15 protein-coding genes and 1 tRNA gene are annotated in these 18,480 nt (G+C 40.3%); 7 read left to right on the top strand and 9 right to left on the bottom strand.

Annotated elements, in window-relative coordinates; genetic code table 11:
- A partial coding sequence (locus ACESK1_RS00150) for a DUF2914 domain-containing protein (RefSeq protein WP_372916668.1) occupies positions 1–1,046 on the bottom strand: 1,046 nt, incomplete at its 3' end.
- A gap of 443 nt (positions 1,047–1,489) precedes the next feature.
- On the opposite strand from ACESK1_RS00150, the gene ACESK1_RS00155 reads away from it, so the two are divergent.
- On the top strand, positions 1,490–2,665 hold the full coding sequence (locus ACESK1_RS00155) for an ATP-binding protein (protein ID WP_372916670.1): 1,176 nt from the start codon (positions 1,490–1,492) through the stop codon (positions 2,663–2,665).
- A gap of 296 nt (positions 2,666–2,961) precedes the next feature.
- Here ACESK1_RS00155 and ACESK1_RS00160 read toward each other — a convergent pair.
- From ACESK1_RS00160 to ACESK1_RS00185, 6 genes are all read right to left on the bottom strand, one after another.
- A tRNA-Asp gene (locus ACESK1_RS00160) sits at positions 2,962–3,035 on the bottom strand.
- 86 nt (positions 3,036–3,121) lie between these two features.
- A complete protein-coding gene (locus tag ACESK1_RS00165; protein ID WP_372916672.1) occupies positions 3,122–4,051 on the bottom strand; it encodes a DUF58 domain-containing protein in 930 nt (309 codons plus the stop codon).
- A 77-nt stretch (positions 4,052–4,128) separates the two neighbouring features.
- Entirely contained in the window at positions 4,129–4,446 is a 318-nt protein-coding gene (gene trxA / locus ACESK1_RS00170; RefSeq protein ID WP_372916674.1) for a thioredoxin, read from the bottom strand.
- 132 nt (positions 4,447–4,578) lie between these two features.
- A complete protein-coding gene (gene dnaE, locus ACESK1_RS00175; RefSeq protein ID WP_372916676.1) occupies positions 4,579–8,970 on the bottom strand; it encodes a DNA polymerase III subunit alpha in 4,392 nt (1,463 codons plus the stop codon).
- A gap of 240 nt (positions 8,971–9,210) precedes the next feature.
- On the bottom strand, positions 9,211–9,663 hold the full coding sequence (locus ACESK1_RS00180; protein ID WP_372916678.1) for a PA2169 family four-helix-bundle protein: 453 nt from the start codon (positions 9,661–9,663) through the stop codon (positions 9,211–9,213).
- Between the two features lie 13 nt (positions 9,664–9,676).
- Positions 9,677–10,123: a PA2169 family four-helix-bundle protein gene (locus tag ACESK1_RS00185; protein ID WP_372916680.1), complete on the bottom strand. Its 447-nt coding sequence runs from the start codon at positions 10,121–10,123 to the stop codon at positions 9,677–9,679.
- Between the two features lie 250 nt (positions 10,124–10,373).
- Here ACESK1_RS00185 and ACESK1_RS00190 point away from each other — a divergent pair, with 250 nt between their 5' ends.
- Both ACESK1_RS00190 and rimM read left to right on the top strand, forming a co-directional pair.
- Positions 10,374–10,946, top strand: coding sequence for a 30S ribosomal protein S16 (locus tag ACESK1_RS00190; protein ID WP_372916682.1), 573 nt, complete (start codon positions 10,374–10,376; stop codon positions 10,944–10,946).
- Positions 10,947–10,959: 13 nt separating this feature from the next.
- Complete coding sequence (gene rimM, locus ACESK1_RS00195) at positions 10,960–11,487, top strand: ribosome maturation factor RimM (protein WP_372916684.1); 528 nt, start codon at positions 10,960–10,962, stop codon at positions 11,485–11,487.
- Between the two features lie 97 nt (positions 11,488–11,584).
- Here the strand turns inward: rimM and ACESK1_RS00200 are convergent, their stop codons facing one another.
- Positions 11,585–11,869, bottom strand: coding sequence for a GIY-YIG nuclease family protein (locus ACESK1_RS00200; protein WP_372916686.1), 285 nt, complete (start codon positions 11,867–11,869; stop codon positions 11,585–11,587).
- A gap of 133 nt (positions 11,870–12,002) precedes the next feature.
- Positions 12,003–14,861, bottom strand: coding sequence for a leucine--tRNA ligase (leuS, locus tag ACESK1_RS00205; protein ID WP_372916688.1), 2,859 nt, complete (start codon positions 14,859–14,861; stop codon positions 12,003–12,005).
- Positions 14,862–15,064: 203 nt separating this feature from the next.
- Between leuS and ACESK1_RS00210 the strand changes: the two genes are divergently transcribed.
- The 4 genes from ACESK1_RS00210 to ACESK1_RS00225 all read left to right on the top strand — a co-directional run bounded on the left by ACESK1_RS00210 (position 15,065) and on the right by ACESK1_RS00225 (position 18,479).
- Positions 15,065–15,286: a hypothetical protein gene (locus tag ACESK1_RS00210; RefSeq protein ID WP_372916690.1), complete on the top strand. Its 222-nt coding sequence runs from the start codon at positions 15,065–15,067 to the stop codon at positions 15,284–15,286.
- Complete coding sequence (locus tag ACESK1_RS00215) at positions 15,286–15,588, top strand: type II toxin-antitoxin system RelE/ParE family toxin (protein WP_372916692.1); 303 nt, start codon at positions 15,286–15,288, stop codon at positions 15,586–15,588. Before ACESK1_RS00210 ends, ACESK1_RS00215 begins: the two co-directional genes overlap by 1 nt.
- Before the next feature lie 210 nt (positions 15,589–15,798).
- Positions 15,799–17,208: a glycogen synthase gene (locus tag ACESK1_RS00220; protein ID WP_372916694.1), complete on the top strand. Its 1,410-nt coding sequence runs from the start codon at positions 15,799–15,801 to the stop codon at positions 17,206–17,208.
- Positions 17,209–17,210: 2 nt separating this feature from the next.
- Entirely contained in the window at positions 17,211–18,479 is a 1,269-nt protein-coding gene (locus tag ACESK1_RS00225; RefSeq protein WP_372916695.1) for a glucose-1-phosphate adenylyltransferase, read from the top strand.
- The last annotated feature ends 1 nt before the right edge of the window (position 18,480 follow it).

Raw genomic sequence — 18,480 nt, forward strand, 5'->3', positions numbered from 1 at the left:
CCAAGTAACAGTTCCTCTTCTGTAATTACTTCAACTTTCCATTCGCCTTCCCTAAGGTTATTTTTATAGGTATATCCACGGAAACCACGATCACGTCCACCAGTGACTTCAAAGCCAATGTCCTCGGTTATTTCCCAACTCCTGGTTTCGGGATTGTACCATTGCCAACGATGAAAAATTGACTTTTTTATAGCTGTAGGTGCAAAAACAGAAGTGAACACATATACCCTTTCATCAGCCTGACGATGAAAATTGATGTTATGCGTACGCCAAAATATATACCATTCATCACTCTCGTAAGTCACGATGTATTCATTATTTTTTTTCTGGACATCATGAGCCACCAACCCGGTTTCCATAGCTAGCGGTACTGGCGGAATAAGATTGAAAGAGTAAAAAACATTGATTACTAAATAGATAGAAAGGATCATACTGATCAGTTTTTTTAGACTTATTTCTGTTCTTGTGCTTGGGCTTGACTTGTAAATAAATAGGATGAGAGCCAGCGTAAAAGCTAAACTTACAAAGCCCGAAATAATAAAAACAAAGGTGTTCATCTCCTTTATCAGCGTGGGAATCATAAAGGTGAAAAAGGTAAAACTTATAAAAAAATAAACACTGAACTGGAGGTATTTATTGGAGATTTTCTTTTTAAGAAACTCGTTTGCAAATAAGAGTAGAACCAGCAGTATGAAAAAAACCATAGTTTTTGACAATGACACACTTCTAAAAAAATAGATGACAAAAGCACTTGAAAGTGCTCCAAAGAAGAACTGTATGGCTAGCGGAAAATATTCAGAATAACGATCGATAAAAGTGTTTTTCCATTTACCATCATCCGCTAAATTATACAAATAAAGCGTTAACGATAATAAGGTCATATGCGAGCAAAGTACCACCGTATCATAAACGCGGTCTATTCGCCCTAAAGTCAACGTGTCAAAAATAAAACCACCCATAAAAAAAAGAATGGGAGCGTACTTTCGATTGCGAATAACATACCTTCCAAAAGCACTGTATCTATATCTTACTAAAGCTCTAATCATACTATTTTAGTAGCTACAAAAGTATCGTATTTCCCTTGATATTATAACTCATAAACAATTACTCTTGATCCATATTTTTGCTTAGCCCCCAACAATTGGGGTTAATCCTGCCCTGTTCAGCTTTTGTTTCTTGATTAAAAATAATGTTTTCATATATAATTGGTTTTTGGATAAATACTCGGTTCAATAAGGGGTCCCTCGAAAGGCTCATTTAAAAAAACATCTTTATGCTAGACATTAATGGAAATGGAGGAAAGGAGAAATGGAAATATACATAAGAGAAGCAGATCACACCTGAATCAAGAAAAGCTTTTTGATCAACACCGTTGAAGCCATTGCTTTATCCTTGAAACTAGTTGAGCAACAAGACATAGCACAACTTCTGAGATGCTCATTCTAATCTTTAATATTTTATTAACTTTATTGAAACTTAGAAGTGCACCATGAAATCATTCAGGGAAGAGGATAGAGTAGCCAATTTAAAGAAATACGAGGTATTGGATACACCAGCCGATGGTGCTTTTGATAAATTCACCAGGTTGGCAGCAGAACTTCTGGAAATGCCTATTGCTATTGTATCATTAGTAGACTCTGATAGAATTTGGTTCAAAAGTAAGCATGGCCTTGATGTGCAGCAGATAGATAAAACCCCTGGATTATGTGCTTCAGCTATTCTTTCAAATGAATTATATCTTGTAGAAGATGCACAAAAAGATGTTAGAACCCTGGCAAATCCATTAGTCGCGGGTGAATTTGGATTAAGGTTTTATGCTGCCGTTCCATTAGCAACTAGAGAGGGCTACAATTTAGGAACCTTTTGTATAATAGATAAAAACCCCCGAAAGCTTTCAGCGAGAAAAAAGAAAGTATTACAGGATTTAGCCGATCTGGTAATGGTTCAAATGGAATTACGTCTAGAGGCTAGAACTGCAATTCGGGATAAACACGAATTAATGAATATCACGGCACATGACCTTAAAAATCCGCTATCCATTTTACCTATGATGGCCGAGATGATTCAGAAAAATAAAAACAATCCTGAAGCGATTGATAAAATGGCAGAACAATTAAGGGACGCAGGGAAGAGAATGACAAAGACTATTACCGACTTATTAGACTCGGCCCTTCAGGATGATGAAAGTATTCATCTTCGACTAAAATCCCTAGATCTGGGAAAATTAGTGAAAGGTGTGGTGGCTACAAATCTTCACCTTGCAAAAAACAAAAGACAGAAAATTGATCTTCAAATCGAATCAACAAGAAATATTTTTGGAGATTTCCAACATTTAACTGCAGTGGTAGATAATCTCATTAATAATGCTATAAAATATTCTCCTTATGAAAAAAGTATCGCAGTTGCAGTAAAAAAGAAAACAAACATGGCAGTTATTTCTGTAGAAGATCAGGGGCCAGGTCTTACCGAAGATGATAAAAAAAATCTTTTTCGAAAGGACATCTCATTAAGTGCGGAGCCCACGGGAGGCGAAGACTCTACTGGCATAGGACTTTCTATTGTAAAAAAACTAGTAAATGCCCACAAAGGAAAAGTTTATGCTTTAAGTAGCGGAGCGGGTACAGGAACCGTATTTGTTGTAGAATTGCCTTTATCACAGGAGTAGCCCTTATGTTAAGAGAGGGTCCCTTTTTATTCTGTAGGGGGTCCCTTAAAAGTCCCTTTTAGTAAAAAAAACTTGACAACTTGACGAAAAGAAGAGAATTCAGAATAGCCCTAAAAACAAAAAAGCCTCTTCCCGCAAAGCGGAAAAAAGCTTCTCATCAGTCGGCCATAAAATCCTGGAGTTCCAGGAATTTCAATGGCTAACTACACAATCCCGATAAAATCGGGACAAACAACACAACTACTCATTAGTGCCAAAAAAAGCTCCCCGATTAGAGGAGCTTCTTTGCAACTTTGCGGTCTGGACGAGACTCGAACTCGCGACCCCCTGCGTGACAGGCAGGTATTCTAACCAACTGAACTACCAGACCGGTGCGTTATTGCGAGGGCAAATATACTACTGATTTTAGATTACACCAACCTTTTTTTTACTTTTTTCATGCTTATTTTTTTCACCTCAGACAAGCTTTTGTCTTTCAAGCATATAAGCAGTTAAAACATTTTCGAAATTTCTATTTATGTCGGCCGGCACATAGCTAATCTTATATTTTGCGCATTCCAGTTTGAGATCATTCACATAATCTTCCATCGCTCTCCTGTAGTTCTCTTGAATATTTTCAGAATATAGATCTATCTGCTCACCCGTTTCTACATCGGTAAAGCGGCGGGGGGCATCATCAAAATCAAAACTAAGCTCTCTTTTGCCATCAACAATATGAAATAGCACCACCTCGTGCCTGTTATATTTTAAATGTCTTAGGGCTTCAAAAAGTTCAGCTTCTTCAGCATCGGCCTGAAACATATCTGTAAACAGCAAAACCAGCGATCGCCGTTTCAATTTCTCTGCGATCTGATGCAGATAGGTATAAGTATCTGTTGTTTTTCGTTCAGCCTGTTTGGTAAGCATTCGCTCCAGGGCGTTAAGCAGCATAAAGTAATGCCTTTCACTCCCCATTTCAGGAGCATAAAATTCAAATTCATCACTATATATACTTAGCCCCATAGCGTCACGCTGCCTTTTTAAGATTTGCATGATACTAGCCGCTGCCAAAGCTGAAAATCCGATCTTATTCAATGATTCTATGCTGAATTTCTCCACTCCCGGATAATGCATCGAGGCCGAATTATCTATAATGAAATGACATCTCAAATTGGTCTCCTCCTCATATCGGCGGGTATAAAGCTTATCAGTTTTAGCATAGAGCTTCCAATCTATATGCTTGGTGCTTTCACCCGCATTATAGATCTTGTGTTCAGCGAATTCCGCAGAAAAACCATGAAACGGACTTTTATGCATCCCGGAAATATAACCTTCTACCACTTGTCGCGCCAGCAGATCCAAATTTCCGAAGCCTGAAATGTTATGTATTTCCTGTTTTAAGTCCATTAATCTAAGGTAAGGATTAGGCATAAAAAAATCCCGGAAAACCGGGATTTTTCAAGTTATATTTTACTTTAAGTCAACTATACTAATTGATCTAAAGCTTCAGCATAAGTGTTTTTTGGAGCTACTCCAACCTGGCGACCTACAACTTCTCCATTTTTGAAAATAAGGACAGTTGGAATGTTACGTACTCCGTATTTGGCGGCGAATTCCTGGTTTGCATCAACATCCAGTTTTGCTACCACAGCTTTACCTTCATATTCGTTGCTTATTTCCTCAATGATAGGTCCAACCATTCTACAAGGCCCGCACCATGCAGCCCAGAAATCTACTAATACTGGTTTATCACTTTTTAATACTTTTTCTTCAAAAGTAGCATCGGTTATTTCAATTGCCATAATATTTATTATTTAACTTTTTGTATTCGTTTTAAATCAATTGTAAAATTAGTCAATTATTTTCGTTTTCCTTACAAACTGAATATTGTATTTGATTATGACCACATTAGGGGTGTTTATCTATACAATAAACTAATTAAGCTTATATAAAACCTGCTGTTCTTCCAGGGCGTTAAGCAATTCCTGTGAGATCTGGATCTTCTGTTTCCGGCTTGGCATATGAAGCTTTACCTGTTCTTTCATTTCATAGACCACGAAGTTTAAAATATGGTTTCCGCGGTGATTTCTAAAGGTCTCTTTCATCCACTTTATATTATCTTCCTTCAAGTCATCAATATCAAGCTGAATAGTGAGTTTTTTAGCAAAAGTATCCATGACCTCATGAAGGAGCATAAAATCTGTAAACTGAATTTTTGGATCAAATTTCTTGCCCGTTTCCTTATTATGCCAGCCTTCTTTAATATTGATCTTTATGTGCACAAAGGAGTTTGGCACCAGAAAATGCCTGAATTTAAGGTACTCCTCTTTAAACAACTTGAACTCATAGGATGAATGGTAATCCTCTACGGTGAAGATCGCCCAGCCCTGTCCCTGTTTGGTAGTGCGGTGCTGCACATCACTAATCACCCCGCCGAGAGTGAGGGAACGGTTGATACAGCGCTCCAGGTCTTCCAGATCGGCCAGCACGGCGTTACAGAAGTATTTCATCTCAAGTTTGAAATCATCCAGGGGATGCCCTGAAATGTAGATTCCAACCACTTCTTTCTCGCGACGCAATTTTTCCATGGTTCCCCATTCCTCGCACGGAGGCACTTCGGGTTCGGGGATTTGCACTTCACTGGCTTCCCCAAAGAGGCTCACCTGGGAAGAATTCTGATTTTCCTGAAATTTGGCGGCATACTTCACCACTTTTTCCAGGAAGCTAATTCCATCTCCCACATCATGAAAGTATTGGGCGCGATGGGTATCTCCAAAACCATCAAACCCACCGGCCAGAGCAAGATTTTCAAATGCCTTTTTATTAGCCGCACGCAGATCTATTCGCTTGGCCATATCAAAAATTGATTTATAAGGTCCTTCTTCGGTTTTTCGGTTTTCCACGATTGTTGCTACTGCTCCGGCGCCTACTCCTTTTATAGCTCCCATCCCAAAACGCACCGCATTTTCTTTATTTACCGAAAACTTGTAATAAGATTCGTTTACATCAGGACCAAGTACATTGAGCTTCATTCTCTTGCACTCCTCCATAAAGAAGGTCACCTGCTTAATGTCATTCATATTATTAGAAAGCACTGCCGCCATATATTCGGCCGGATAGTGGGCTTTCAAATAAGCGGTTTGGTAAGCGATCCAGGCGTAACAAGTAGAATGCGATTTGTTGAATGCATAAGCCGCGAAGGCCTCCCAGTCTTTCCAAATTTTCTCCAATACATCACGAGGATGACCTTTTGCCTCTCCTCCATCCAGGAATTTTGGTTTTAATTGTTCCAGAAGAGCAAAGATCTTTTTCCCCATCGCCTTACGAAGTACATCGGCTTCACCCTTGGTGAATCCCGCAAGCTTCTGAGACAGTAGCATCACCTGTTCCTGGTAAACCGTAATCCCGTAGGTTTCCTGAAGGTACTCCTCCATATCGGGTAAATCGTAGGCAATCTCTTCCTGGCCGTGTTTTCGGGCGATAAAACTGGGGATATATTCCATCGGGCCTGGACGGTATAGGGCATTCATAGCGATAAGATCATCAAAAACCGTGGGTTTCAGATCTTTCATGTGCTTCTGCATCCCGGGGGATTCATACTGAAATATCCCTACTGTTTCCCCGCGTTGGAAAAGCTTATAAGTTTCCTCATCATCCAGCGGAAAGCTATCGGGATCAAGATCTATATCGTGGCGACCTTTGACGATCTTTACCGTGTCTTTAATTAAAGTTAAGGTTTTAAGACCCAGGAAATCCATTTTTAGCAGACCTGCATTTTCCACCACCGAGTTATCAAACTGAGTAACATACAGATCAGAATCTTTTGCGACTGAAACCGGCACATAATTGGTAATATCACTGGGAGTGATGATCACCCCGCAGGCGTGAATTCCGGTGTTACGCACAGAACCTTCCAGGATTCTGGCCTGGTTTACGGTTTGTGCCTCCAGGTCATCTCCTTCTGAAATATTCAGGAGTTCATTTACCTTATCCAGATCCTCACTTCTGAATTTCTTTTTCAGCTCTTTTTCATCCATTCCGAAGATCTTACTCAACTTAGACATAGTCGGAATAAGCTTCGAAATTCTGTCGGCATCCATAAGTGGAAGGTCGAGCACCCTGGCGGTATCCCTTATGGAGGACTTAGCGGCCATGGTTCCGTAGGTAATGATCTGGGCCACCTGATTAGCTCCGTATTTCTCAATTACGTAATCCATAACCCGGCTTCGGCCTTCATCATCAAAATCAATATCGATATCGGGCATGCTTACCCTGTCAGGATTCAGAAAACGCTCAAAAAGCAAATCGTATTTAATCGGATCAATATTGGTGATCTTAAGACAATAAGCCACGGCACTTCCTGCAGCAGAACCCCGGCCCGGTCCTACCGAAACATCCATATTCCGAGCTTCCCGAATGAAATCTTCCACGATAAGGAAATAGCCCGGATACCCGGTGTTTTCTATAACTGAGAGCTCAAAATCCAGCCTTTCCTTTATTTCCGGGGTGATTTCACCATAACGCTCTTTGGCACCTTCAAAAGTAATGTGTTTCAGGTAGGCGTTTTCTCCACGTTTCCCTCCATCAAGATTATCTTCCGCATGAAGAAATTCGTCAGGAATGGTAAATGCAGGAAGCAATACATCCCGTGCCAGTTCGAAAGGCTCGATTTTTTCAATGACCTCGTTGATATTCGAAATTGCTTCCGGCAGGTCCTTGAAGAGATTTTTCATCTCTTCTGAACTCTTGAAATAATATTCCTGGTTTGGCAGGCCGTACCGGTAACCACGACCCCGTCCAATAGGTGTAGCTTGCTTTTCGCCATCTTTTACACAAAGAAGAATATCATGGGCGTTGGCATCCTCCTTAGCACAGTAGTATGTATTGTTAGAAGCTACCAGTTTAACCTCGTGTTTTTTGGCAAATTGAATGAGCACTTCATTCACACGGTTTTCCTCCTCCTGCCCGTGACGCATGACTTCGATGTAAAGATCTTCACCAAATTCCTGTTTCCACCACAGCAAAGCCTCTTCTGCCTGATTTTCACCAACATTCAATATCTTGCCGGGCACTTCTCCATATAAGTTTCCGGTGAGCACAATAATATCTTCCTTATATTTTTTTATGATGTCCTTATCGATCCTTGGCACATAATAAAATCCATTGGTATATGCCAGGGAAGACATTTTTGCAAGGTTATGGTAGCCTTTTTTATTCTTGGCCAGCAATACGACCTGGTAGCCGTTGTCTTTCCGGGATTTATCGGCGTGATTCTCACATACAAAGAATTCACAACCTAAAATGGCTTTTAACTCTTTTGCTACCGGTGGTTCATTATTGGCAAGAGCCTCTTCGTTTTTTGTTTTTACCGATTTATTGTAATCCCCAACCTCCTTTACAAAATGAAAGGCTCCCATCATATTTCCATGATCGGTTAGTGCTACGGCAGGCATATTTTCTTTGGCAGCAACTTCCACCAGGTCCTTTATGCTGATGGTGGATTGAAGAATGGAAAATTGCGAATGGTTATGTAAATGTGCAAAGGGAACCTCGTCGAGTTTCTGAAGATTCTCCTCGATCTCCTCTGTGGTAATATCTTCGGTAGGTTGTTGTTTCTCAAGTTCCTTCCTTATTCTTTCTGAAGCCTTCTTTAAATTGATATGCTTTAAACCAATAAGCTTAAAGGGCTCCGGGTTTTGCTCTTCAAAGCGCTCAAAATATCCGGCAGGTACTCCTAATTGGCTAGTACTATAGGCTCGCCTTCTGATAAGTTCAAGAAAACAACGCGTAGTTGCTTCAACATCGGCAGTAGCGTTATGGGCTTCCCCGAAGGCTTCGTCAAAAAGATATTCATGAAGCTCGGTAAGGGTGGGAAGCTTAAACCTACCTCCTCTGCCTCCCGGGATTTTACATAGATCGGCGGTGATTTCGGTACAGGTATCCAGCACGGGTAGCTCCTGTAAAGTATTCTCCACATTTTTTCTGAAAAATTCAGCGCCCATGATATTCAGGTCAAAACCTACATTCTGGCCAACTACAAATTTGGTTTTATCCAGTGCTGCCTGAAATTTCTCCAGGACTTCCATCAGACTTATTCCTTCCTGTTCGGCAAGTTCTGTAGAGATCCCATGAATCTTTTCAGCGTCAAAGGGAATGTTGAAACCTTCGGGTTTAACCAGGTAATCCTGACTCTCTACCAGGTTTCCCATTTCGTCATGTAACTGCCAGGCAATCTGTATACACCTTGGCCAATTATCGGTATCGCTAAGAGGTGCATTCCAGCGTTTGGGTAATCCGGTAGTTTCGGTGTCAAATATCAGGTACATGGGCAGTAAGCAGTTTTGGCATCCAGCTGATTTCCAGCCTTCAGAATAAGTATTTCAAAAAAATATCAGGAGGTTAAAAATATGGAATTTTAATCTTGACAAAAAAGAAACTTTTTAGGATTTATTAACTGTCTTTAAATCCAGGAAGAAGTAAACAAACCTTCAAAATAAAAAAAACCTCACAGGCAGCGCAGAGCGTAACCCGTGAGGTCTGTACGAACACTAAAAACTACTACTACTTCAATCAAACATCTGTTCGTACATCTTTACATTATTAATACTATTTTGTATATGATGTTGCTGCTGGCTAAGCTTGCTGCTTAGCGTCGGGGGAAGATCGGTCTCACTGGTGATGTCCTCGTAATCTTCCAGGGCAGCTTTTTCACCCTTGAGACTTTCCTCCAGAACGGCTTTTTCATCATTTCCCGAAAGGGCAGATTTCATATCCATCCAGGTGCGGTGCATTTTACCAGAAGCACTCCCTCCATCTTCAGGAACCTGCCCATACCCGGTAATTTCTTCACGCAATTCCTTTATAAACATTTTTCTTTCCTCTGCTTTTTGATGGAAAAAATCCCTTAGCCGATCATTTTTTACATTATCTGCAGCAGTCTGAAAGCCTTTTTTGGCGTCATAACTTTTCTCTAGTAAGTCGTTGAGCTTTTCGCCCATTTCTTCTTTTGTTCTTTGCATAATTAATTTTTTTTTAAGCCTGAAGTTTCAGGCTTTTCACTTTATTTAAAGCTGCTACGATCGCATTTTTTTGCTTCAGCAAAATATTTGCGGTACTCGCCGGCAGCTCAGGGTTATCTAATACTTCTTCATATTCCTCAACCGCAGCTTTCTCGCCTCTCACAGCTTCTTCCAGAGTGGTTTGGGCTTTATTAGGGGAGAATGCAGTTTTTAAATTCATCCAGGTACGGTGAGCATCACCGGCAATACTGGACTCCTCCTTTGGAGCCTCACCAAAATTTCTTATTTCAGTTCTTAGCTGATGAATAAAATCGTAACGCTCTTCTGCCCGTTCAGCAAAAAATGCTTTTAACTGAGGGTCCTTTACGTTTTCAGAAGAAAAACGATATCCCTTTTCAGCATCAATATTTTTTTCAAGAAGTCGGTTGAGTTTCTCTGCAATTTCCTCGGGGTAACTCATAGCTCATTTTAATTTTTTATTAAGTATAAATATAGAGTCGCAAAGCCTATTCAACAAGCTGTTTAACAGGCTTTAGCACTAATTAACTGCTTTTAACAGCAAGTAGGATTTTGGAGATAAAATCTTCAGAATAATTATGATTTACGGCAGAAATAACAATTGCTCAGGCAAAGACTTGTAAATTAGAAATTTGTAGTATCTTTGCAGCCTTATTAATAATCGGGGTCGGGAACCCCACAAATTAATTTTTATGCCAGTAAAATTAAGATTACAAAGACACGGTAAAAAAGGGAAGCCTTTTTTCTGGATCGTAGCCGCAGATGCGCGCTCAAAGAGAGATGGTAAATTTCTAGACAAACTAGGGATCTACAATCCAAACACCAATCCTGCAACTATCGAACTTGATATTGACGGAGCGGTAAAATGGTTAGAAAACGGGGCGCAACCAACAGATACGGCTCGTGCAATTCTTTCCTACAAAGGGGTGATGCTTAAAAGACACCTTGCAGGCGGAGTGAAAAAAGGCGCTTTAACTGAAGAGGAGGCTGAGAAGAAATTCCAGGCCTGGTTAGAAGAAAAAGAGGCTAAGATCAACGCTAAGAAAGAAAACCTTACTAAGGAGCAACAAGCTGAAAAAGCTAAAGCTCTTGAGGCCGAGAAAGAAGCTAATGCAAAACGCGAAGCTGAAGCTAATGAAGCTCTGGCTGCCGAGGAAGCGGAACAAGAAGCTGAAGCTGCTGCAGATACTGCAGAAGCCCAGGCTGAAGACGCATCTGATGCACAAACTGCCGAAGAAGCAAAAACAGAAGAGAAAAAAGACTAATTCTCAGGCGGCGATGACTAAAGATGAATGTTTCTATTTAGGAAAGATCGTTGCTAAATTTAGTTTTAAAGGGGAGGTGCTCATCAAACTGGACACCGACGAACCCGAAGCTTACACAGAAATGGAATCGGTTCTCATTGAATACAATGAGAATCTGGTTCCATTTTTTATTGAACGCAGTAACCTGCAAAAAAGCACACTACTTCGTGTGAAATTTGAAGATATAGATACCGAGCAGGATGCCGAAGATCTTATAGGAGCGCACGCTTACCTACCCCTAACTATGCTCCCTGAACTCGACGAAGACCAGTTTTATTTCCACGAGATCATTGGTTTTAACGTTATCGATTCAATCCACGGGAACATTGGAAAAATAACCGGGATCAACGATTCTACTGCACAGGCCCTGTTTGAGATTAAAAAGGGCGACAAAGACCTTCTTATCCCCATGAATGATGAGTTTATCGAGAAAATAGATAAGGACAACAAAACTATCTATTTAAACACCCCTGAGGGTTTAGTGGAAATGTATCTTGGGTAGTAGTAGGCCGTGATCCTATTTCTTTGAAAACTATTTGTCTTTACTCGTCATGCTGAACTTGTTTCAGCATCTAACTTGTGTGAAATAATCAAACTATTCATAATTCATCATAAAGATCTTTCAACTCCGGATTTATAGATTTAATCAAATTCCATTTCCAGTCTTTATGCCAATTTTTTAATTGTTTCTCTCTTGCAATTGCTTGTTCAATAGCAGTAAATTCTTCAAAATAAATCAAGTATTTGAGATGGTATTTTTGCGTAAATGACGAACCAATTTCATTTTTATGATCTGAAATACGTTTTTTCAAATCTGAAGTCACACCAATATAGAGCATATTCCGGGTGGAATTTGAAAGTATATAAATATAGCTTTTCTGCACTATTAAATATAATAAACTTTAATTCCACCTAGACCCTGAAATAAATTCAGGGTGACGAAACTTTATAAAACAAAAAATCCGCCCCCAAAACGGGATAACGGATTTTTCAAATCTTCATATTTTCAAATCAATATTAACCTACCACATTCACGATCTTCCCGGGGACTACGATCACCTTTTTAGGGGCACGGCCATCCAGTTGTTTCTGGGTGCGGTCATCGGCTAACACGGTTTTTTCGATCTCATCTTTTGGCATATCCAAGGGAAGTTCCATGGTGAATCGCATTTTCCCGTTGAAGGAAATCGGGTAATTTTTGGTGCTTTCTACCAGGTATTTTTCTTCATAAACGGGGTATTCAGCTGTTACTACAGATTCTGAATGACCTAATTTACTCCATAATTCCTCGGCGATATGCGGCGCGTAAGGCGCGATAAGCACAGCAAGTGGTTCTAACACTTCCCGACTATTGCACTTTTGTGCCGAAAGCTCATTTACGCAAATCATAAAAGTTGAAACCGAAGTATTAAAACTGAATTCCTCGATATCTTCAGTTACTTTTTTGATGGTCTTATGAAGAGTCTTTAAAGATTCGGCTGAAGCTTTTTCTTCGGAAACTTCAAATTGTTCTCCATTATGATACAGTTTCCAAAGCTTTTTTAGGAAATTATGAACTCCCGTGATTCCCGCGGTATTCCAGGGTTTTGCCTGTTCCAGCGGCCCAAGGAACATTTCGTACATTCTAAGCGTATCGGCGCCGTAATCTTCACAAATATCATCGGGATTTACCACGTTGTACTTGGATTTCGACATTTTTTCGACTTCGCGACCTACTATATAAGAACCATCTTTTTCGGTTAAAAATTTAGCATCTTTAAATTCAGGACGCCATTCTTTAAAGCCTTCGATATCCAATTCATCAGAGTGGTTAACTAAGGAGACATCTACGTGAATAGGCTGAACCTCATTCTTTCCAACCAGATTTTTAGAAACCAGCACATTCTCTCCTTCTAACCTGTACACAAAAGCACTCTGTCCCAGTATCATCCCCTGGTTAATCAGCTTTTTAAAAGGCTCATCAACCGTGAGGAATCCGCGATCGTGCAAAATTTTTGTCCAGAAACGGGAATACAATAAATGACCGGTAGCGTGTTCGCTTCCGCCTATATACAGATCTACGTTTTCCCAGTATTTTTGAGCTTCTTTAGAAACAAATTCATTGTTATTTTCGGCATCCATATAGCGGAAAAGGTACCAGGAACTCCCGGCCCAACCGGGCATTGTATTTAATTCCAGTGGGAATACTGTTTTATCATCTATCATTTCATTGCTCACTACCTCGTTGGATTTTGTGTTCCAGGCCCAAGTAGTTGCGTTTCCTAACGGTGGCTCGCCGGTTTCGGTAGGCAGGTATTTTTCAACTTCGGGAAGTCGTAGAGGTAAATGTTGAGCATCTATCATTTGCGGCATTCCGTTTACGTAATAAACCGGGAAGGGCTCCCCCCAGTAACGCTGGCGGCTAAAAACCGCATCGCGCAAACGGTAATTGGTTTTACCGTAACCGTGCCCGGTTTTTTCCAGCTCCAGAATCACTTTTTGCAGCGCTTCTTTATATTCGAGTCCGCTAAGGAAATCGGAATTCGCGATCACGGTGCCTTCTTTTCCTGAAAAGGCTTCCTGGGAAATATCAATGTTTTCAAAAATATTAGGAATCGGAATTTCAAAATGTTTTGCAAAATCATAATCCCGCTGGTCGCCACAAGGTACAGCCATAACCGCCCCGGTTCCGTAACCCGCAAGCACGTAATCACCAATCCAGATTGGGATAGGTTCTTTAGTGAAAGGATGCTCGGCAAAAGCCCCGGTAAACACACCGGTAATGCTCTTTACATCGGCCATACGTTCGCGTTCACTGCGTTTGGAACTGGCCGCAACATAGGCCTCAACTACCTCTTTTTGCTTTGCTGTAGTGATCTTTTGAACCAAATCGTGTTCAGGAGCCAAAGTCATAAAGCTTACTCCAAAAATAGTATCGGGACGTGTAGTAAAAGCAGATATCCTCGCCTGATGTTCGGAAAGACTTCCGTCTTCCTTAACCTTTTTCAGGGTCTCACCGTACAAATTGAAGTGCACCATCGCACCCACAGATTTTCCAATCCAGTTACGCTGACTTTCCTTTAAGCTCTCGGTCCAGTCAAGTTGATCCAGGCCTTGCAACAAACGTTCAGAAAACGCTGAAATCCGCATACTCCATTGCGTCATCTTTTTACGAACCACGGGATAGCCACCACGTTCAGAAACGCCGTTTACAATCTCGTCGTTGGCTAAAACAGTTCCTAACTGCGGACACCAGTTTACTTCGGTTTCAGCGAGATAAGTGAGTCGGTATTTAAGTAAAATTCTTTGTTTCTCTTCAGAAGAAAAATTATTCCAGTCATCTGCAGAAAACTCTTCCACATCATCATCACAAGCGGCATTTACCCGGGAATTCCCTTCCGAAGCGAAAATTTCTTCTAATTCAGAAACGGGTCGGGATTTATCGGCCTCCAGATCATACCAGGATTCAAAAAGCTGGATAAATATCCACTGTGTCCATTTATAATATTCGGGATCGCTGGTGCGCACTTCCCTACTCCAATCGAAAGAGAAACCTATCTTATCGAGTTGTTCCCGGTATCTTTTTATGTTCTTCGCCGTGGTAAGCGCAGGATGCTGGCCGGTTTGGATAGCGTATTGCTCTGCAGGCAAACCAAAACTATCGTAACCCTGCGGATGCAAAATATTGAAACCTGTATGGCGTTTGTAACGCGCATAAATATCGCTGGCAATATAACCCAGAGGATGCCCAACGTGAAGTCCGGCGCCTGATGGATAAGGAAACATATCCAGCACGTAATACTTAGGTTTATCGGATGAATTGCTGGCGCGAAAAGTTTGATTTTCGGCCCAGTATTTTTGCCATTTGGCTTCAATATCGTTAAAGTTGTAACTCATTGTTTTGTTTTTCTTACCTGCAGGTTAAGCGCAAAGCGACTCCACATTAATGCCTGCAAATTTACAATTTTAAACCACTTATGGGAATTTAGGAAGAAGGGATTAGCAGATAAGATTTTACCTGAAAATTCCTTTTTAAAATATTAGTTTTTAAATTAAATAGATCGAATTTATTATCTTAGTATACTTCTAAAATTACTTTAATGAATATCCAGGAAGAAAAAATAAGCCTTGCTCAATTACTAATGGAGACTAATGATCCTGATATTATTAAATCTATTCGTGAGATTTTGAGCAAAAAAGAGCCAACAGATTTCTGGGAGAAGCTTTCACCTGAAGAAAAAGCTGAAATTGAAGCGGCTGATAACGAAATAGCCCGAGAGGAGACAACTTCTTATGAAAAATTCATTAAAAAGCACAGATAATGTCCCGAAAGGTAGTTATCACCAAAACTGCTGAGAAGAAGCTTAATGAGCTAATTGATTATTTGGGTGAAAACTGGTCTGAAAGGATAAAAAAGGAACTTATTAAAAAATTAGACCACAATCTTGAGATCATAAGAATCTATCCTGAAATATTTCCTAAATCCGATGCAAAACCTGGATTACATCGCGCCGTAATCACAAAACAAACTACCATATTTTACCGGTTTAACACCTCTGAAATTAAGATAGTCACATTGTTTGATACCCGGCAACACCCCAATAGGTTATATAAAGATTTGTAGAGATAAACTTAATCCTTTCTAATTCAGGTTCTATTCCTATAGAAATCAAATGAGATTTAAGACTTCCTTAATGTAGCTTATCCTATTATTTCAGTAGATTTATAGGGAAATGGTGATAACAAGGTTTATTATTTTGAATTTTTACAATACAACAACCTTATAGTCATCAAAAAAACCTGACTAACTCAATAATCTTTCAAAGATTTCAATATGAACGTGATACACGTAAGCGCCGAATGTTACCCAATCGCAAAAGTTGGAGGTCTGGGTGATGTTGTGGGTTCTTTGCCAAAATACCAGCAGGAGGCCGGAGCCAACGCCCGGGTGGTGACGCCTTTTTATGATAATAAATTCACCGCTGCTCACAAATTCAAAAGTGTTTACGAGTCGGAATTGATTCTGGGGGAAAACACCTACCAGTATGAAATCCTGAAATTAAAAGAAGAGGTTTTAGATATCGAAGTCCTGTTTGTGGATATTCCGGAACTTCTATTTAAGGATTTTGTTTATTCTGAAGATGATACCGCGCGTTTTACGGCTTTTCAGATCGCGGTGATGGATTGGATACTTACTTTAAAAGAAAAACCTTCCGTAATTCACTGTCACGATCATCACACCGGATTAATTCCCTTTATGGCTCAGGAATGTTTCAAATATGAGTCACTGAATGGAATTCCTACCATTCTAACCATTCACAACGCGCAGTACCAGGGGTGGTTTTCGCACGATAAAGTCCATTATCTCCCTGCTTTTGACATTAATCATATTGGCTTGCTCGATTGGGATGGAGTTATAAATCCCTTAGCAGCAGGAATAAAATGCGCCTGGCGCGTGACCACAGTTTCGCCGAGTTATATGGAGGAATTGCAACAGGCTGCAAACGGCCTGGAAGGTTTACTCAGCCACGAACATGAAAAATGTGTTGGTATCCTAAACGGAATTGACTCAGACGTATGGAATCCCCAAACCGATGAGTTTATCGTAAAAAATTATTCGGCTAAGAATATTCAAACCGGGAAAACAGCCAACAAGAAATGGTTGTGTAAGGAGTTTGGATTTTCGGCTTCAAAGCCTCTATTCGCTTTTATTGGAAGGCTGGTCTATGAAAAAGGCGCCGATCTCCTACCGGCAGTTTTAGATAAAATACTTTCAAAAAAGGAATGCAGTATCCTTATTTTAGGTTCCGGCAATCCAGAAGTTGAAAGCGCATTAGAAAATCTGAAGAAAAAACACAAAGGTGTTTACAATACTTTTATTGGTTACGATGAAAAGCTCTCGCACCTCATCTACGCCGGCGCCGATTTCCTCTTGATGCCTTCCCGGGTAGAACCCTGCGGATTGAATCAGCTTTATTCCCTTCGTTATGGTACCATTCCCGTAGTGCGAAGTATTGGCGGTTTAAAAGACACGGTGATAGATATTGAAGAAGGCGGCTTTGGTTTTACCCACCGGGAAGCTTCAGAAATTGATATTCAAAAAACTTTAACCAGGGCTATGGTATTTTATAAGGACCAGCCTGCATTTAAAAAAACCAGAAAATATATTATGGGCATTGACCATTCCTGGAATGTGTCGGCTCAACAGTATATCGATTTGTATAACTCATTAAAAAGCGGCTAAACATGTTAAACGACAAAGTATTATCAGTTATTCTTGGTGGCGGTCAGGGCACCAGGCTCCACCCATTAACAGAAAGCAGATCTAAACCCGCAGTACCTATTGCCGGTAAGTACCGCCTGGTAGATATTCCTATTTCCAACTGCATTAATGCAAACCTAAAAAGGATGTATGTGTTAACGCAGTTTAATTCGGCTTCTTTAAACAAGCATATTAAAAATACTTATCATTTTAGTTTTTTCAGTTCCGCTTTTGTAGATGTTTTAGCGGCAGAACAAACTCCCCACAACAAAACCTGGTACCAGGGCACTGCAGATGCCGTTAGACAGGGAATGCACCATTTCAAGAAACATACATTTGATTATTTCCTTATCCTTTCCGGGGATCAATTATATCATATGGATTATAATAAAATGATCCAACAGCATATCGATACCGGCGCCGATATTACCATTGGTACCGTTCCGGTAAATGCGAAAGAAGCTCCGAGTTTCGGGATTATGAAAACCGATAATGATAATAATATTACTTCGTTTATTGAAAAACCGAAATCTGAACTTTTACCCGACTGGACTTCGCCAACCGGCCCGGAAATGGAGTCAGAAGGCCGATCCTACCTTGGTTCTATGGGAATATACGTTTTTAATCGCAAATTGCTGGAAGACCTAATGGCCGACCCCAATACTGTAGATTTCGGGAAAGAGATCATTCCGCAGGCGATAGGAAACAAAAAAGTATGTGGTTACCAATTTGAAGGTTACTGGACAGATATTGGAAATATAGAGTCTTTTTTCGAAGCAAATATTGGTTTAACCGAGGATATTCCGATGTTTAACCTTTACGATATGGAGAACAGGGTTTACACCCGGGCGAGGATTCTCCCCACTTCCAAAATTTCAGGAACAAAACTGAAAAAAGCGGTAATCGCTGAAGGCTGTATCATCCATGCCGATGAAATTGAATCTTCAGTAATAGGGATCAGGTCAAGGATAGGCAAAGGTTCGGTTATTAAAAACTGTTACATGATGGGAAGCGATTTCTATGAATCTTTGGAAGAAATTGAAGGGAATAAGATTGAAATCCTTGCAGGAATAGGAGAAAATTGTAAAATAACTAATGCCATTATCGATAAGAGTTGTAGAATTGGAGATAATACAACTATTAACGGCGGTCCTCATTTAGAGGATGCAGAAACGGATGCTTACGTAATAAAAGAGGGAATTGTAGTGCTTAAGAAAGAAGCGGTACTTCCACCCGGAACAACCATAGGATAAT

Origin of the sequence: Salegentibacter sp., assembly GCF_041642575.1 — a bacterium.
GTDB lineage: Bacteria > Bacteroidota > Bacteroidia > Flavobacteriales > Flavobacteriaceae > Salegentibacter.

Excerpts from the sequence above, each read along its gene's own strand:
- ACESK1_RS00155 (WP_372916670.1), top strand. The coding sequence starts at position 1,490 with ATGAAATCATTCAGGGAAGAGGATAGAGTAGCCAATTTAAAGAAATAC.
- ACESK1_RS00165 (WP_372916672.1), bottom strand. The coding sequence starts at position 4,051 with ATGGACTTAAAACAGGAAATACATAACATTTCAGGCTTCGGAAATTTG.
- trxA (WP_372916674.1), bottom strand. The coding sequence starts at position 4,446 with ATGGCAATTGAAATAACCGATGCTACTTTTGAAGAAAAAGTATTAAAA.
- dnaE (WP_372916676.1), bottom strand. The coding sequence starts at position 8,970 with ATGTACCTGATATTTGACACCGAAACTACCGGATTACCCAAACGCTGG.
- ACESK1_RS00180 (WP_372916678.1), bottom strand. The coding sequence starts at position 9,663 with ATGCAAAGAACAAAAGAAGAAATGGGCGAAAAGCTCAACGACTTACTA.
- ACESK1_RS00185 (WP_372916680.1), bottom strand. The coding sequence starts at position 10,123 with ATGAGTTACCCCGAGGAAATTGCAGAGAAACTCAACCGACTTCTTGAA.
- ACESK1_RS00190 (WP_372916682.1), top strand. The coding sequence starts at position 10,374 with ATGCCAGTAAAATTAAGATTACAAAGACACGGTAAAAAAGGGAAGCCT.
- rimM (WP_372916684.1), top strand. The coding sequence starts at position 10,960 with ATGACTAAAGATGAATGTTTCTATTTAGGAAAGATCGTTGCTAAATTT.
- leuS (WP_372916688.1), bottom strand. The coding sequence starts at position 14,861 with ATGAGTTACAACTTTAACGATATTGAAGCCAAATGGCAAAAATACTGG.
- ACESK1_RS00210 (WP_372916690.1), top strand. The coding sequence starts at position 15,065 with ATGAATATCCAGGAAGAAAAAATAAGCCTTGCTCAATTACTAATGGAG.
- ACESK1_RS00215 (WP_372916692.1), top strand. The coding sequence starts at position 15,286 with ATGTCCCGAAAGGTAGTTATCACCAAAACTGCTGAGAAGAAGCTTAAT.
- ACESK1_RS00220 (WP_372916694.1), top strand. The coding sequence starts at position 15,799 with ATGAACGTGATACACGTAAGCGCCGAATGTTACCCAATCGCAAAAGTT.
- ACESK1_RS00225 (WP_372916695.1), top strand. The coding sequence starts at position 17,211 with ATGTTAAACGACAAAGTATTATCAGTTATTCTTGGTGGCGGTCAGGGC.